This window comes from Nitrosospira sp. TNL200 (assembly GCF_055386305.1).
The window spans coordinates 701,065-718,105 of the sequence record NZ_AP041003.1 but is presented as its reverse complement, the minus strand read 5'-3'; the positions used below and the strand labels follow the sequence as shown (position 1 = coordinate 718,105).

14 protein-coding genes are annotated in these 17,041 nt (G+C 56.8%); 5 read left to right on the top strand and 9 right to left on the bottom strand.

Annotated elements, in window-relative coordinates; all coding sequences use genetic code 11:
* Positions 1-70 precede the first annotated feature (70 nt).
* From rlmD to ACZ5CE_RS03225, 6 genes are all read right to left on the bottom strand, one after another.
* Positions 71-1,384, bottom strand: a complete 1,314-nt coding sequence (rlmD, locus tag ACZ5CE_RS03250; protein WP_464577409.1) for a 23S rRNA (uracil(1939)-C(5))-methyltransferase RlmD — start codon at positions 1,382-1,384, stop codon at positions 71-73.
* Positions 1,385-1,449: 65 nt separating this feature from the next.
* Positions 1,450-2,223, bottom strand: coding sequence for a 3'-5' exonuclease (locus ACZ5CE_RS03245; RefSeq protein ID WP_464576306.1), 774 nt, complete (start codon positions 2,221-2,223; stop codon positions 1,450-1,452).
* A 133-nt stretch (positions 2,224-2,356) separates the two neighbouring features.
* Complete coding sequence (cysM, locus tag ACZ5CE_RS03240) at positions 2,357-3,244, bottom strand: cysteine synthase CysM (RefSeq protein WP_464577408.1); 888 nt, start codon at positions 3,242-3,244, stop codon at positions 2,357-2,359.
* Positions 3,245-3,391: 147 nt separating this feature from the next.
* Positions 3,392-3,688 (bottom strand): ComEA family DNA-binding protein, encoded by a 297-nt coding sequence (locus tag ACZ5CE_RS03235; RefSeq protein WP_464576305.1) that lies wholly within the window; start codon positions 3,686-3,688, stop codon positions 3,392-3,394.
* Between the two features lie 123 nt (positions 3,689-3,811).
* Positions 3,812-4,273, bottom strand: a complete 462-nt coding sequence (locus ACZ5CE_RS03230) for a single-stranded DNA-binding protein (protein WP_464576304.1) — start codon at positions 4,271-4,273, stop codon at positions 3,812-3,814.
* A complete protein-coding gene (locus ACZ5CE_RS03225) occupies positions 4,274-5,632 on the bottom strand; it encodes an MFS transporter (RefSeq protein WP_464576303.1) in 1,359 nt (452 codons plus the stop codon).
* Between the two features lie 320 nt (positions 5,633-5,952).
* Here ACZ5CE_RS03225 and uvrA point away from each other — a divergent pair, with 320 nt between their 5' ends.
* The 5 genes from uvrA (at position 5,953) to ACZ5CE_RS03200 (ending at position 13,031) form a co-directional block, all read left to right on the top strand.
* Positions 5,953-8,790: an excinuclease ABC subunit UvrA gene (gene uvrA, locus ACZ5CE_RS03220; RefSeq protein ID WP_464576302.1), complete on the top strand. Its 2,838-nt coding sequence runs from the start codon at positions 5,953-5,955 to the stop codon at positions 8,788-8,790.
* 8 nt (positions 8,791-8,798) lie between these two features.
* Positions 8,799-10,094, top strand: coding sequence for a glycerate kinase type-2 family protein (locus ACZ5CE_RS03215; protein ID WP_464576301.1), 1,296 nt, complete (start codon positions 8,799-8,801; stop codon positions 10,092-10,094).
* Between the two features lie 175 nt (positions 10,095-10,269).
* A complete protein-coding gene (phoB, locus tag ACZ5CE_RS03210) occupies positions 10,270-10,971 on the top strand; it encodes a phosphate regulon transcriptional regulator PhoB (RefSeq protein ID WP_464576300.1) in 702 nt (233 codons plus the stop codon).
* 44 nt (positions 10,972-11,015) lie between these two features.
* Entirely contained in the window at positions 11,016-12,311 is a 1,296-nt protein-coding gene (gene phoR, locus ACZ5CE_RS03205) for a phosphate regulon sensor histidine kinase PhoR (RefSeq protein ID WP_464576299.1), read from the top strand.
* A gap of 135 nt (positions 12,312-12,446) precedes the next feature.
* Positions 12,447-13,031, top strand: coding sequence for an NUDIX domain-containing protein (locus ACZ5CE_RS03200; protein ID WP_464576298.1), 585 nt, complete (start codon positions 12,447-12,449; stop codon positions 13,029-13,031).
* Between the two features lie 111 nt (positions 13,032-13,142).
* Here ACZ5CE_RS03200 and dnaJ read toward each other — a convergent pair whose 3' ends face one another.
* The 3 genes from dnaJ to grpE form a co-directional block, all read right to left on the bottom strand.
* Positions 13,143-14,249: a molecular chaperone DnaJ gene (gene dnaJ, locus ACZ5CE_RS03195; protein WP_464576297.1), complete on the bottom strand. Its 1,107-nt coding sequence runs from the start codon at positions 14,247-14,249 to the stop codon at positions 13,143-13,145.
* A 189-nt stretch (positions 14,250-14,438) separates the two neighbouring features.
* The gene (gene dnaK, locus ACZ5CE_RS03190) at positions 14,439-16,379 is read right to left on the bottom strand and encodes a molecular chaperone DnaK (RefSeq protein ID WP_464576296.1); all 1,941 of its coding nucleotides are present in this window, start codon (positions 16,377-16,379) and stop codon (positions 14,439-14,441) included.
* Between the two features lie 71 nt (positions 16,380-16,450).
* Entirely contained in the window at positions 16,451-17,038 is a 588-nt protein-coding gene (gene grpE / locus ACZ5CE_RS03185) for a nucleotide exchange factor GrpE (protein WP_464576295.1), read from the bottom strand.
* Positions 17,039-17,041: the final 3 nt, after the last annotated feature.

Here is a 17,041-nt window from a genome sequence, read left to right as displayed (position 1 = left end):
TAGCAAATCGATACATCGGGGCGGCCGGCAACAGCCGCCCTTTTTATTTCCGCTTTTCCTCCAGCCTTTCTTATCCCGCCCTGGCTTGCTCAAACAGCGCAATGGATTCCACATGCGCGGTGTGCGGAAACATGTTGATCACTCCCGCCGCCTTCAGGATGTATTCCTTCCTGTGGACCAGCACTCCCGCATCCCGCGCCAGCGTGGCCGGATTACAGGACACATACACGATGCGCCTCGGACTGGTATCTCTTTCTTCATCAATGGAGGTCGCCGCCGCGATTGCCCCCTCCCGGGGCGGGTCTATCAGCAATTTGTCGAAATGGCCCTGCTCCCGCATCCAGCCTTCTTTCACTTCGAAGAGATTGGCTTCGGCAAACTGTGCATTGGATGCAAGCCCGTTGCAGTCCGCATTTCCCCGCGCGCGCTGCAGCAGGGCCGTGCTGCCTTCATAACCAACCACCTGGGCGCCGCGTCGCGCTATCGGCAAGGTGAAATTGCCCAGGCCGCAAAACAGGTCTGCGATACGCTCGCCCGGTTGCGGGTCGAGCAGGCTCAGCACCCGCCTGACCAGCATGCGATTCATGGCCGGGTTGACCTGCGTGAATTCCGTGGGATGAAACGGCATGACAATATCGAATTCCGGCAGGATATAGCTTAATTCAGGCGCATTCTCGGGATAGAAAGGAAAGGCGCTCTGCGGCCCGTCAGGCTGGAGAAAGAACTGAATGCGATGCCGGTCGGCAAAATTTCTGAGGAGCGCTTCGTCTTCTGGAAGCAGCGGCTCCAGGATGCGCAATACCAATACGTCCACGTTCTCGCCAAGCGATACTTCGATTTGCGGCAGGCGTTCGCGTATGGATAAGCTGGCCACGAGCTCGCGCAACGGCATGATGAGATCAGACACACGGGGCGGGATGACTTCGCAACTCTGCATGTCAGCAACGAAACTGCTTTGCTTCTCATGGAATCCTACCAGCACCGCGTCCTTTTTCCTGACATAGCGGACGGACAACCGCGCCCGGTAGCGGTAGCCCCAGGCTTCGCCATGGACGGCGGGCAATATCAGTTCCGGCTCGACGCGTCCGATATGCCTGAGATTGTCTTCCAGGACACGCTGTTTTGACGCCACCTGTGCACGAACATCCAGGTGCTGCATGCTGCAGCCGCCGCATAAGCCGAAGTACGAACACTGGGGGGAAACCCGCGCAAAGCTGGGCTTAAGTACTTGACCCACCTGCGCCAGCTCGAAACTGGCTTTTTTGCGGTAGGCGTTGTAAGTGACTATTTCACCAGGAAGCGCCCCTTCGATGAAAATTACTTTTCCATCGGCGTGGGCCACGCCGCGGCCTTCCTGATCGAGTGATTCCACTGTGACCGGGATGGCCCTCTCACGCGGAGGAAGGCATGTGTCCGCGGTTTTCGATAATTTCCGGCTGAGTTTGCCTGCTATAGCCATCGCCCCAGAAACTGCTGCCAATGCGGTTCAGTGGACCTGCCCAGGGTGGAACGCACCAGCTCGCACTCGCGCTGGTATTGCTCGCTGTCAAAAATACCGCGCATCAGCTGGAAGCGCAGAAAAACAAGATAAGTGTTTACGACATCCGTTTCGCAATAGTTGCGAATCGCTGTGACTTCACCATCCAGGAAAGCGCGCCACACGGCGGAGCCATCCATACCGCATTTTCCCGGCAGTCCCATCAGCTTCGCCAGCTCGTCCAACGGCACGTTGGCGCGAGACTGATACAGTGCCAGCAAATCCATCAGGTCGAGATGGCGGGTATGGTAGCGGCTCAGGTAGTTGTTCCATTTGAAATCACGGTCGTCGTCCCCCATGTCCCAGTAGCGCCGCGCCTGCAAACCATGAATCAGGCTGCGGTAGTGCAAAACCGGCAGATCAAAGCCGCCGCCATTCCACGACACGAGTTGCGGACTATAGCGGTCGATGCCTTCGAAGAACCGACGGATGAGATCGGCTTCCGGATCGGCCGCCGTTCCCAGCGACCATACGCGAAAGTCAGTCTTATCGCGCAACGCGCACGAGATCGCCACGATTTTCTGCACATGCAGCGGCAGGAAATCGTGGCCGACAGCCTGGCGGCGCGCCTGGAACGCCATTTCAGCGATATCGGCCGCGGCAAGTTGCGGATTCAGGTCATGAAGCTTGCGCAACCCCTCCACATCGGGAACGGTTTCGATATCAAAAACCAGGACAGGCGTCACTTTACCGGGATGAGAAAATGAATGGTTTGGGCCGCACCCTGCCTATGTTGCCTATGAACTGCCGCACCGTACACGTCATAACGTGATAAATAACCGTCCCCGCAGGTCCCGCAAGCTCCGCCCGGGCCTCCGGTCAGGAAGGAAAAACACCGGTGGACAGGTAACGGTCTCCCCGGTCGCAAACGACCGAAACAATCACCGCATTATGCACTTCTGCTGAAATCTTGAGCGCCGCTGCCAGGGCGCCCCCAGATGAAATTCCCGCGAAAATTCCTTCCTCCCGCGCTAGGCGCCGCGTCATGTCCTCCGCCTCCAGCTGGGAAACCCGTATCAGGCAATCCACCTGCTTCGCATCGTAAATCCTGGGAAGATAAGCTTCCGGCCACTTCCGGATGCCGGGAATCTGAGCGCCCTCCTCCGGCTGCACGCCGATGATCTGAATTTCGGGGTTTTTCTCCTTGAAATACCGCGAACAACCCATGATCGTGCCAGTGGTTCCCATGCTGCTGACAAAGTGTGTAATGCTTCCCCCGGTATCCCGCCAGATTTCCGGCCCGGTGCCTTCGTAATGGGCTCGCGGATTATCCGGGTTGGCAAACTGGTCGAGAATGATTCCGCGCCCCTCGTCGCGCATGCGCTCGGCCACGTCCCGCGCCTCTTCCATGCTGCCCTCTTTTGAAGTCAGAATGATCTCGGCGCCGTAGGCTTTCATCGCCTGGCGCCGCTCGATGCTGAGATGCTCCGGCATCACCAGGACGAGAGGATACCCCATGATCGCCGCGGCCATCGCCAGGGCGATGCCGGTATTGCCGCTGGTGGCTTCTATTAGCGTATCTCCCGGCTTGATATCGCCGCGCTCCTGCGCGCGCTTGATCATGGATAGCGCAGGCCGGTCTTTTACCGAGCCCGCGGGGTTGTCGCCCTCGAGCTTTGCAAGAATGGTATTGCTGGTGTTTCCCGGCAGATGCTTGAGTTTTACCAGCGGCGTGTTGCCGACAAAATCTTCTATGGTCTTGAACATGGGCACCCTGGGAATTTGCTGATGCCCGATTATCGCACAGTCGGCCGGCATTGAAACACCCGGCACAAGGCAGGCGCGAGGTGGCGCCGTTGCTTACCTGCACCCAGGATTAGCGGCCATTTCAGCACTCACGCACCGCGGAGCGCATCATCTAGCCGGAAGGTTATTCTCCTTCCTCGCAGCCTTGGGGAGTTCGCCGACCGTTATCTGCGGGCGCAGGCGTTTCATCATGGCAGGGCCGATGCCTTTGACTTTCTCCAGGTCGCCCGGCGTCTTGAATGGCCCTTTTTTCCTGCGATGATCGATAATGGCCTTGGCTTTGGCTGGACCGATTCCCTCAAGCGTTTCCAACTCGTCCTGGGTGGCAGTGTTGATGTTGACAGCGGCATATGCCCCGCCCATGACTGCAAACAGCATGACCAGGAGCAAAATCAGTTTTTTCATAATCTCGTGAGATAAGAATACAGCCTGGAAAATCTCAGGCACTGTACGTTATATGTACCAGCAGCTAATGGAAGAAACACGATAACGGAAACGTTGCCCGCTTCAACCCCGGATAGCCAGCCTTTAAAATGGAATATCATCATCCATGTCATCGAAGCCCGTATTGGTCCTGGCAGGCGCTTTGCTGCCGGATGTGCTGCCGGACGCGTAGCTGCCCTCCTCCCGCTCTCCCGAGTCGAAACTGGCGCTGCCGGGCTTGCTGCCCAGCATTTTCATGTCGCTGGCAATGATCTCCGTGGTGTAACGCTCGGCGCCAGATTTATCAGTCCATTTGCGCGTTTCCAGACGCCCCTCGACATATACCGGCCGGCCCTTTTTCAGGTATTCCCCAGCGATTTCGGCGAGCTTGCGATAAAATGTGACGCGGTGCCACTCGGTTTTTTCCTGTTTCTCGCCATTCTTGTCTTTCCAGGTTTCCGTGGTAGCGAGGGTAATATTGGTCACCGCGTCACCATTCTGCATATAACGGGTTTCGGGATCCTTGCCGAGATTGCCGATGAGTATGACCTTGTTGACTGACGCCATTTACGCTTCTCCCCCGAGTAATTGAACAACCCCTTTTTCATCGAAACCCGTCATGTCCACCTTCAGATAGGCAACCCCTTCGCTCGCCAGCACCAGCGCCTCGTGCACGCCGGGCAGCGCCGCAAGCTGGCTGGACAGCCCGCTGGCTTTTCCGATATCCATCTCCTTGACATGATACATCCGGGTGCGCACCGCCGCGGGGGCTTTCATGGTAAAGGCGAACATCAGCCATAGCGCCAACAGCGTGCCGCAAAATGTGAACAGCGCAAAGCCGCCATGATGCTCGAACAAATACCCGCCCGCAGTCGCGCCGATGAAAGTGCCCAGGAACTGAACGCTGCTATATACCCCGATAGCCGTTCCCTTGGCGCCGACCGGGGCAATCTTGGAGATGAGCGACGGCAATGTGGCTTCCAGCAGGTTGAAAGCAGCAAAGAATACCAGCAGCGCGCCCGCTGTGCCCCAAAGGGAATCGGACGTGATGGCGAGAAATATCTGGCTCGCCAGCAGCACGGCAATAGAGATCACAAAGACGGGTTTGAGCTTGGCTTTCTTTTCGGCATAGATGATCGCGGGGACGATCAATGCCAGGGAAAGGAGCAGCACGGGGAAATAGACCTTCCAGTGCGAATCGGCCGCAAGCCCGGCGTTGCGCAATGACAGCGGCACGACCAGCCACAGCGCCATGAGCACGGCGTGGAGCGCGAATACGCCAAAATCCAGGCGCAGCAGTTGCGGATTATGCAATACGCTCTGGAAACGGCCAGCCGATGCTTCGGTATCGGAATGAAAACGGCTGATGACAGGGTTGGGAATGACGCGGGAAACCACCACCATGGCAAGCAGCGCCAGTATGCCCGTCATCATGAAGATTCCTGGCACGCCAAGCAAGCGATCCAGCGCCGGCGCGGCAATCAATGAAAGCGCAAACGTGACGCCGATGGTCATGCCGATCGCAGCCATGGCCTTGGTGCGATGCTCCTCGCGGGTAAGGTCCGCAGCCAGCGCCATGACCGCCGCCGAGATTGCCCCCGCGCCTTGAACGATGCGGCCAAGTATTATCAGGTAGATATCCGACGCAGATGCGGCAATGAAGCTTCCCAGCGCAAACAGGACCAGGCCGATGTAAATGACGGGCTTGCGTCCAATGCGGTCCGAAAGCCAGCCGAATGGTATCTGCAGCACCGCCTGGGTAAGCCCATACGCGCCCAGCGCAATCCCGATCAGGGTGTAATTGCCGCCGCCGGGTAAATGCTCCGCGTAAAACGCAAAGACCGGCAGAATGATGAACATGCCAAACATGCGCAGCCCATAGATGCCAGCCAGGCCGACGGTAGCGCGCTTTTCAATGGCCGACATTTTTTCGGGGGCTGCGGACACGGACATGAATCAGATTGGGAAAATGCCGGAAAGTTGAGTATATTAACAGGTTTGGCCAATACTCCGGTAGCCCGGGCTTGCACTTGGAACGCTTCCGGCAGCCTGTAAATATCAAGACCTGTTAATACTTGTTTTGCGCCCACGACCCACGATGATTGCGGATTTCAGCCGGAACGAGGCGCGCAGTAGAGCAGGCTCTGCAAGCAGCAAGCAACGCTGGGCGGGTGAAATTCCGTCCCATCCCTCCGGGTTGCGTACGCAGCAACGCGGGCACCAAATAAGTTAACAGGCCCTGGTCAATGGAACTCATAAAAATTCGCGGTGCGCGCACGCACAACCTCAAGAACATTAACATCGACCTGCCCCGCAACAAACTCATCGTGATTACCGGGTTATCGGGGTCGGGCAAGTCATCGCTGGCGTTCGATACCCTTTATGCCGAAGGCCAGCGGCGTTATGTGGAATCGCTTTCCGCATATGCCCGGCAGTTCCTGCAATTGATGGAAAAACCGGATGTCGATCTGATCGAAGGCTTGTCTCCCGCCATTGCCATCGAGCAGAAGGCGACTTCCCACAATCCCCGTTCCACGGTTGGCACGGTGACTGAAATACATGATTACCTGCGGCTCCTGTTCGCCCGCGTCGGCGATCCGCAGTGCCCGGACCATGGCATTACATTGGTCGCGCAAAGTGTGTCGCAAATGGTCGACCATGTGCTGCGGCTTCCGCAGGACACTCGCCTGATGATTCTCTCGCCTCTGGTGGTAGGCCGCAAAGGCGAGCAACTGGAGCTGATCGATGAATTGCGGGCGCAGGGTTTTGTGAGGGTGCGGATAGATGGCACGGCTTATGAAATCGATGCGCTGCCGAAACTGAAGAAAAATGTAAAACATACAATCGAAGTGGTGGTGGACAGACTCAAGGTGTCTCGCGATGCAAAGCAGCGCCTGGCGGAGTCATTCGAAACCGCGCTGCGCCATGCGGATGGGCGCGCGCTGGCGGTCGAAATGGATTCGGAGCATGAGCATCTGTTTTCCGCCAAGTTCAGCTGTCCCATATGCAGCTACTCCCTGCCTGAACTCGAACCGCGGCTGTTCTCCTTCAATAATCCGATGGGCGCGTGTCCCAAATGCGACGGGCTGGGAAAGATCACGTTCTTCGATCCCAGGCGCATCGTCGCTTTTCCTCATCTGTCGCTTGCTTCGGGCGCGATAAAGGGTTGGGATCGCCGCAACCAGTTCTACCATCAGCTACTGGCAAGCCTGGCCGAGCATTATGAGTTCGATCTGGAAGTCCCGTTTGAGCAGTTGCCCGGGAATATCCAGGATATTCTTCTCAATGGATCAGGCAAGGAGAAGATACTTTTTTCCTATCTCAACGAAAACGGCAGCCGTACTCATCGGAATCACACGTTCGAGGGCATCATTCCCAACCTGGAGCGGCGTTACAAGGAAACGGAGTCAGTCACCGTGCGGGAAGAGTTGGCGAAATACCTCAATTCGCAAACCTGCCCCGACTGCAACGGTACGCGGTTGCGGCGGGAAGCCCGTCATGTCCGGGTCGGAGCAAAAGCCATCTATGAAATCAACGCGCTGCCGCTGAAGGAGGCAAGCCAGTTTTTCGGCCAAGTGAAATTGACCGGCCATAAATATGCCATTGCCGAAAAAATCATGAAGGAAATTTCCAGCCGCATCTCGTTTCTTAATAATGTCGGGCTCGATTATCTGTCTCTGGATCGCTCCGCGGATACGCTCTCGGGAGGAGAGTCGCAGCGCATTCGTCTTGCCAGCCAGATAGGCTCGGGGCTGACTGGCGTGATGTACGTGCTGGACGAGCCTTCCATCGGGCTGCACCAGCGCGACAACGGACGCCTGCTCGAAACTCTCAAGAATTTGCGCGATCTGGGCAACAGCGTCATCGTGGTGGAACACGACCAGGACGCCATACTGACCGCTGATTACGTGGTGGACATGGGGCCCGGCGCGGGAGAGCATGGCGGCTCCGTCATTGCGCAAGGCTCTCCGGCAGACATACAGGAAAATGGCGATTCGCTCACTGGAAAATATCTTTCCGGAAAACTGTCCATCGCACTCCCGGAAAAACGAACTCGGCCAAAACCCGATCGCTGGCTCAGAATCGAAGGCGCCTCCGGCAACAATCTGCAGGAAGTCGATCTCAACCTGCCTGTGGGCCTGTTCATTTGCGTCACCGGCGTATCGGGCTCCGGAAAATCCACGCTGATCAACGAAACGCTCTACCAGGCGACCGCCCGCCATCTGTACGGGAGCGCCGCGGAGCCGGCGCCCTATCGGGAAATCGAAGGGCTGGCATTTTTCGATAAAGTTATCAACATGGATCAAAGTCCGATCGGGCGCACGCCGCGGTCCAATCCCGCCACCTACACGGGCCTGTTCACGCCGATCCGGGAGCTGTTCGCCGGCGTGCCCCAGGCGCGCGAACGCGGCTATGGCCCTGGCCGCTTCTCCTTCAATGTCAAGGGAGGACGCTGCGAAGCCTGCCAGGGCGATGGAATGATCAAGGTCGAGATGCACTTCCTTCCTGATATATACGTGTCATGCGATGTCTGCCATGGCAAGCGCTACAACCGCGAAACCCTGGAAATCCAGTACAAGGGAAAAAACATCAACGACATATTGCAGATGACGGTGGAACAGGCGCATGAATTTTTCAGCCCGGTACCGGTGGTCGCAAGGAAACTGCAAACGTTGCTGGACGTCGGGCTGGGATATATCACCCTAGGGCAGTCGGCAACGACCCTTTCCGGGGGTGAAGCCCAGCGGGTAAAGCTCTCGCTCGAACTTTCCAAGCGGGACACGGGGCGAACCCTGTATATCCTCGACGAACCGACTACCGGATTGCATTTTCAGGATATCGCGCTGCTGCTGAATGTGCTGCACCGCCTGCGCGACCATGGCAACACGGTAGTCGTCATCGAGCACAACCTGGATGTGATCAAGACCTCGGACTGGATCATCGATCTGGGCCCTGAAGGTGGCGGCGGTGGCGGACGGATCATCGCCGAAGGCCCTCCCGAAGAAGTCGCCGCAAACGAAAGCAGTTTCACGGGCCATTTTCTCAAAGCGGTGCTCGACCCGGCATACGCCCCGGGACGGTAAGCCCTGCCATGAATCCGCAAGAACTCCTGCTTGCCAGCTTTCATGCGGCTGTGGCGGCAGCGGATCCAGTATGCCTGGTGCCTCGGCATCTTCCGCTCACCCCCCCTGAAGGCCGAACCCTGGTGGTAGGGGCAGGCAAGGCCGCGGCTGCCATGGCGCTGGCGGTGGAAAATCATTGGAACCGGAGCGCAGGGCTTGGCGGCATGGTCATCACACGCTACGGGCACGGATTGCCGCTTGAAAGGATATCCGTTGTGGAGGCGGGACACCCTTTGCCGGATGAACAAGGGGGACAGGCGGCCGAGGCAATCCTGGCCGAGGTCGGGAAACTCGGTCCCGAAGACCTGCTGCTCTGCTTGTTGAGCGGTGGCGGTTCGAGCCTGCTATCGCTGCCGGTTGCCGGCATCTCGATTGCGGATCTCAGGAATACCACCCGCGAGTTGCTCCTTTGCGGCGCGGCGATCCAGGAAATCAATACCGTGCGCAAGCACCTCTCGCGTATTCTCGGCGGAAGGCTGGCAGCCTCATGTACCGCTCCGGTGCTGGCGCTTGCTATCTCCGACGTGGTCGGGGACGACCCGACCCATATTGCCTCCGGCCCGTGCGCTCCGGACCCCACCACTTATGCCGATGCGCTCGAAATACTCCAGCGCTACCGGCTGGAGGTTCCCGCAGCGGTACAGGAGATATTGCTGGCGGGCGCAAGGGGCGATCGCGACGAGACGCCCAAACCGGGAAATGCCGTGTTTACTCGCGTGGAAAATCGCATCATCGCGACCGGACGGGACGCGCTGAAAGCAGCGGCCGCCCTCTTCCGCAGCCAGGGGATTACTCCCATAGTACTCGGAGACTCCTTTGCCGGAGAGGCGAAAGATGCCGCCAAATTTTTCGCCGCGCTGGTACGCACGATACGCCGCCATCAAGAACCGTGGAAGCCTCCCGTAGCACTGCTCTCCGGGGGAGAAACCTTGGTTACGCTTCATGCAAGCGCAACCGGAAAGCCTGAAACCGGGCGGGGAGGCCGTAATTGCGAATTCCTGCTGTCACTCGCCATCGAACTCGAAAACCTGCGGGGAGTCTATGCAATTGGTTGCGACACCGATGGGATAGATGGCTCCGAAGATAATGCTGGGGCCATAGTCGAACCCGATTCGCTATCCGTCGCGCGGCAAAAAGGGCTCGACGCGTCCAGCCTGCTGCACAGGCACGATTCCTACACATTCTTCGAGAAAATCGGCAAACTCGTCATGACGGGCCCGACCCTCACGAATGTCAATGACTACCGCGCCATCCTGGTTTTATAAATCCGCTTTTGCGGAGATCACATGAAATGCCAGGGCCTGTTAACACTTGTTTCACACCCGCGTTGCTGCACGAAAAAGCGTGAGGGCGATCTGTCACGAAATCGCAATATTTTCTCCATAACATTGCAAACTGGAAGACGGCTGCAAAAATTGTTATTGAATAAAAGGACCTACGATGTCGGCAACAATACTGGTGGTCGAAGATGAGCCAGCAATCCAGGAACTGATTTCATACAGCTTGCGACAGGCGAGGCACGAGGTTTTCTGCGCGAAAAGCGCCGAACAGGCCCTGGATATAGTCAATAACGCATTGCCTGATCTGGTGCTGCTGGACTGGATGCTTCCGGGAACAAGCGGGGTGGAATTCGCCCGCGTGCTGCGGCGGTCAGCGCGGACCAAGTCGATTCCCATCATCATGCTTACCGCCCGCGCGGAAGAAAGCGACAAGGTAGCCGGGCTTGAAATCGGCGCCGATGACTACATCACCAAGCCTTTTTCACCTCGTGAACTTCTGGCGCGAATCAAGGCGGTGCTGCGCCGGCGATCGCCGGAGGCAGCCGACGATATCGTCGAAATCGGCGGATTGCGGCTTGATGCCGCCACTCATCGGGTAACCGCCAATGAAAATGAAGTCGCGCTGGGACCTACGGAATTCCGGTTGCTGCATTTTCTTATGACACATTCCGAAAGAGTGCACACCCGCTCGCAATTGCTCGACCAGGTGTGGGGAGACCACGTTTTTGTCGAAGATCGCACCGTCGACGTGCATATTCGGCGGCTGCGCAAGGCTTTGGAATTTTCCGGCAAGGATGCGCTTGTCCAGACTGTCAGAGGGTCCGGCTATCGTTTGTCTTCAGCACCAACCGCAGCGATGTGAAAAGGGGTCATAATTGACCCCTTTTCACTCCTTCAAATAACCACGTGTCCGGTTTCTGGGATCGCTTCTTTATCTTCCTTCTGATTTCCGTGATTGCCGGACTGCTCTGGATAACGCTTGGCGCTGTCGTCACCCTGGCATGCGTGAGCATTGCCCTGCTTCTGCTGCTCTTTCATCACCAGCGGCAACTCGCGATACTGGATAAATGGCTTCAGGCCGAAAAATCCATATCGCTGCCCGACAGCTCGGGCAAGTGGGGGGACGTATTCGCGCGCCTGATTCGCCTGCTGCGAGAACAAAGACAAGCCCAGCAACAAATCAGTTCCGCCCTGGAGCGGCTGCAGCGTGCCACCTCGGCCATGCCCGAAGGCGTGGTGATAATGGACGACATGGACCGTATCGAGTGGTGCAACCCGGTTGCCGAAAAACATCTGGGCATCAATGCGCGCCTCGATCGGGGTCAGCATATTACCCATCTGGTCCGCCATACGCAGTTTGCCATCTATCTGGAAACTGGCGATTATTCCGAACCGCTGGTAATAAAGCAATCCAGGCAGCAGGGCATGATCCTGTCGCTGCAGATCGTGTCCTTTGGCGACAAGCAGAAGCTGCTTGTCAGCCGCGATATCACTCGTCTTGAAAAAATCCAGTCCATGCGGCGCGATTTTATCGCCAATGTTTCGCATGAGCTTCGCACGCCCTTGACAGTCATAGGCGGCTTTCTGGAAACATTGTCGGAAGAGGATCATGTAGACGCAAAGGCAAGCAAGCTGGCGCTCAAGCTGATGACAGACCAAGCCCAGCGCATGCAACGGCTGGTCGAAGACCTGCTGACTTTATCACAGCTCGAAAATACGGAAAATCTGGCGCGGGACGACGTTGTCGACATCCCGAAAATGCTGCGTGAACTTTACCATGAGGCGCAATCCTTGAGCAGTGGGCGTCATGCAATTACCCTTGATCTTCGCACCGAGGCAAAATTGAGAGGACGCATGGATGAGCTGCGCAGCGCTTTCAGCAACCTTATCAGCAATGCCATACGGTATACGCCCAAGAAAGGAGCGATCGCCTTGAACTGGGAGATCCGCGATGATCGAGGTATATTTTCCGTTCAGGATAGCGGAATTGGAATTGAAGCCGAGCATGTTCCCCGCCTGACGGAACGCTTTTACAGAGTGGATCGCGGGCGTTCGCGCGAAACGGGTGGCACGGGGCTGGGTCTTGCCATCGTCAAGCACGTGCTAACCTGTCACCAGGCAACGCTGGATGTCGTCAGCGAACCTGGAAAGGGAAGTTGTTTTAGCACATCGTTCCCCATGACTCGTTTGATAAACGACTGATTGAAACTTCTGCTTGCGCTGCCTGTATAATTGAAACCAGCTCCGCTTCGGCGTTGCTGTCCTGTCTGCTCATTTCTGCCGTAGCGATTCATGCCGTGCGGCGATCCTCGACGAATCCGCGCGCAAACAGGTGATATGAAAACCACTCCGCCATCCGCATCCATGCCCGGAAAACCCCAGGATCTCACGGAAACGCCCGTGAGCAGCCGCAACGTTTTCGATGGCGAGCTCCTGCATGTCTATCAGGATCATGCCCGCATGCCCGATGGCAAGGTGAAGGTGCGCGAGTATATAACCCATCCCGGAGCGGTAGTCATCATACCGCTGCTCAACAACGGAGAGCTGGTGCTGGAACGCCAGCATCGTTACCCCCTGCATCGGGATTTCTACGAACTTCCGGCGGGAAAAATCGACCGCAACGAGGAGCCGCTGGCGTGCGCCAGGCGCGAGCTTCTCGAAGAAACCGGCTATACGGCGCGCAACTGGCGCCACCTCGCCACGCTGCATCCCTGCATCGGTTACTCGGACGAGAAACTGATTTACTACCTCGCAACGGACCTCACCTTCCAGGAGGCGAATCTCGACGATGGCGAACACCTGGAGGTATTTACCCTGCCGCTCGCAACGGCGCTGGAATGGGTCAAGGCAGGAAAGATCACGGATAACAAAAGCGTATCCGGCCTATTCTGGGCAGAGAAAGTGCTGAATGGCAACTGGTGACATGAGCGCCGACCGGAATACGCATCAACCAGAATTCAATCGCATTTCGGTAGTTTATTCAATGCTTAAGGTGTATTCCGGCTTTCTTTCCCGAACCCGCGCCGACGTGCGTTACTCGGCAAAAAACTCGCGCACCTTGTCCATCCATGATTTTGCGCGGGGACTATGGCGGGACCCATCTTCCTGGTTGAGCATTTCCAGTTCCTGCAAAAGCTCTTTTTGACGGGATGTAAGCTTGACCGGGGTTTCGACTACCACATGGCACAGCATGTCGCCCGGCGTATTGGTGCGCACGCCTTTTATGCCTTTGCCGCGCAGGCGAAAAATTTTTCCGCTCTGGGTTTCGGGAGGCACCCTGATCTTGGCGTGCCCGTCGAGCGTCGGAATCTCTATTTCGCCGCCCAGCGCGGCAATGGTGAAGCTGATGGGCATTTCACAATGGAGATCATTGTGATCGCGCTGAAAAACTGGATGTGCAGTCAAATGGATGACGACATATAAATCGCCCGGCGGGCCGCTGTTGACTCCCGCTTCTCCTTCTCCAGACAAACGGATGCGGTCGCCCTCGTCCACCCCGGCGGGAATTTTTACCGACAGGGTCTTGTGTTGCTTGACCCGTCCGGAACCGCTGCAAGTAGCGCAGGGGCTGGAAATAAACTTTCCGCTGCCATGGCACTTGGGGCATGTCTGCTGGATCGAGAAGAATCCCTGCTGCATCCTGACCTGTCCATGGCCATTGCAGGTGGGACAGGTGATCGGCGCAGTACCCGGCTTGGCGCCGCTGCCATGGCATACTTCGCAGACCTCCATCGTGGGAATGCGGATTTTGGTCTCTGTTCCCCGTGCGGCCTGCTCCAGCGTGATTTCCAGGTTGTAGCGCAGATCGGCTCCCCGATATACGTTGGCATGCCCTCCACGCGCACCGAATATATCGCCGAATATATCGCCGAACGCATCGGCGAATCCTTGAGCCCCGCCTGCTCCCATTTGGGGATCCACCCCGGCATGCCCATGCTGATCATATGCCGCGCGCTTCCGGGGATCTGAAAGAATTTCGTAAGCTTCCTTGGCCTCCTTGAAATACTCTTCCGATTTCGGGTTACCTGGATTCCGGTCCGGATGGTACTTCATCGCCAACTTGCGGTAGGCTTTTTTTACATCGTCATCGCTACTGTCGCGGTTGATGCCCAGCACTTCATAATAATCACGTTTGCTCATATTGATAATGGTAAAAAAGGGACGGAGCAGGAAATAACCGGCGCCGGCCACCCTGTCCCTTCCCGGGAGTCGCAGTTGCAAGCCGCGCGAAAATGAAGGAATTCAGTTTCCGCGCGGCTCGATTTGGACAATATACTATGGAACCGGGGGAACAAGTCCTCGCTGGACTCGCCCAAGATTCCCTATCTATTATTTTTTGTTTTTTACTTCCTCGAACTCAGCATCGACCACTTCGCCTTCCACCGGCTTCTCGCCGCTCCCCTGGCTTCCCGGTTCCCCGCCGGGTTGAGCCTGATGAGCGTGCTGGCCCGGTTCCTGCGAGTACATCTTCTCCGCCAGTTTATGTGAAACTTCCGTCAACGCCTGGGTCTTCGCCTGGATAGTGTCCTTATCATCGGATTTAAGGGCTTCCTCGGCATCCTTGAGTGCCGCCTCTATCTTCGATTTTTCTTCCTCGCCCAGCTTGCCTTCCTGTTCCTTCAGGGTCTTTCTGACGGAATGAATTATCGCATCGCACTGGTTACGGGCGGTAACCAACTCCATAGCTTTGTGATCCTCTTCCGCGTGCGCTTCGGCATCCTTGACCATGCGCTGCACTTCTTCGTCCGACAAGCCCGAGCTAGCCTGGATCTTGATCTTGTTCTCCTTTCCGGTAGCCTTGTCTTTGGCCGAAACGTGCAGGATACCGTTGGAGTCGATGTCGAAAGTCACCTCGATTTGCGGCAGGCCGCGCGGCGCAGGAGGAATATCGCTCAGATTGAATTGTCCCAGGCTCTTGTTTCCGGAGGCCATTTCCCGCTCACCCTGCAACACGTGGATCGTGACAGCAGTCTGGCTATCCTCGGCGGTGGAGAACACCTGGTGTGCCTTCGTCGGGATCGTGGTGTTTTTCTGGATCAGCTTGGTCATGACGCCGCCGAGAGTCTCGATACCCAGCGACAGTGGCGTGACATCGAGCAGCAGCACATCCTTTACTTCGCCCTGCAGCACGCCACCCTGGATGGCCGCGCCGACTGCGACCGCTTCATCCGGATTTACATCCTTGCGTGGTTCCTTCCCAAAAATCTCCCGGACTTTCTCCTGTACCTTGGGCATGCGGGTCTGGCCACCCACCAGAATCACATCTTCGATGTCGGAAATCTTCACACCCGCATCCTTGATCGCGATGCGGCAAGGCTCGACGGTGCGTTCGATGAGTTCCTCCACCAGGCTCTCCAGCTTGGCCCGGGTAATTTTCACCGCCAGGTGCTTGGGTCCGGAAGCATCGGCAGTAATATAGGGTAGATTGACCTCGGTCTGCTGGCTGGACGAGAGCTCTATCTTTGCTTTTTCCGCCGAATCCTTGAGGCGCTGCAAGGCAAGCATGTCTTTTTTCAGATCGATGCCGCTTTCCTTCCTGAACTCATCCACCAGGTATTCGATGACGCGCGAATCGAAATCTTCCCCACCAAGGAAAGTATCCCCGTTTGTCGCCAGCACCTCGAATTGATGCTCCTTCTCCACCTCCGCTATTTCGATGATGGAAATATCGAAAGTGCCCCCACCCAGGTCATACACCGCCACTTTACGGTCGCCCTCTTTTTTGTCCATGCCGAAGGCCAGCGCGGCTGCCGTGGGTTCGTTGATGATGCGCTTGACTTCCAACCCGGCGATGCGGCCTGCATCCTTGGTTGCCTGGCGCTGGGAATCGTTGAAATAGGCTGGAACAGTGATGACTGCCTCGGTGACTGGCTCACCCAGGTAGTCCTCGGCGGTTTTTTTCATTTTCTTCAATACCTGCGCGGAAACTTCCGGCGGCGCGATTTTCTTCCCGCGCACCTCCACCCAGGCGTCGTTGTTGTCGGCCTTGACGATCTTGTAAGGCACCATCTTGATGTCGCGTTGCACCATTTCTTCATCAAAACGGCGGCCAATGAGGCGCTTTATTGCAAATAACGTATTCTTCGGATTGGTCACTGCCTGGCGCTTGGCAGATGCGCCAACTAGGATTTCGCCATCTTCCGTGTAGGCCACGATGGATGGCGTGGTGCGCGCACCTTCGGAATTCTCTATTACCTTCGGTTTGCCGTTTTCCATGACGGCCACGCATGAGTTGGTGGTTCCGAGGTCAATACCGATAATTTTTGACATGATTGTTGGATCCTTGTAGTAGTGGGTGCCAGATAGACGTTTGTGCAGAAATGGGGGTCAGGACTCTGATTTCAAGACTCTCCCGCATCGTTGCCCTTCGAAACCATCACCAGCGCAGGCCGAATGACCCTGTCATTCAAAACATAGCCCTTCTGCATTACATGCACCACTGTGTTGGGCGGAAGATCGGAATTTGCCATGCCGATCGCCTGATGCTGATGCGGGTCGAACTTCTCGCCCTGCGGGTTGATGACCTTGAGATTGAATTTATTGAAGGCAGTGGTTAATTGCTTGAGCGTCAATTCCATCCCGCTCTTGAAATTCTCGACTGTTGCATTTTCCACCGCAAGCGCGGCATCAAGACTGTCCATCACCGCGAGCAATTCATTGGCAAAATTCTCGATCGCGTACTTATGCGCGCTGGCAATGTCGATCTGGGCACGCTTGCGGGCATTCTCGGCTTCGGCCTTGGCCCGCAGCCAGGCGTCATGGTGCTCCTGCGCATCGAGTTCGGCTTTTTTCAATAGCTGCTCGAGACTCGGCATTGTCTCCACGGGGGCATCCATATGAGCGTTTTCCGTGGGCTCCAGCGGCGGTACCTCGTTCCTGGTTTCGGTGAGTCCTGGCTGGTCTGTCGAGGGGTTTTGGGTATCTGTCATGAG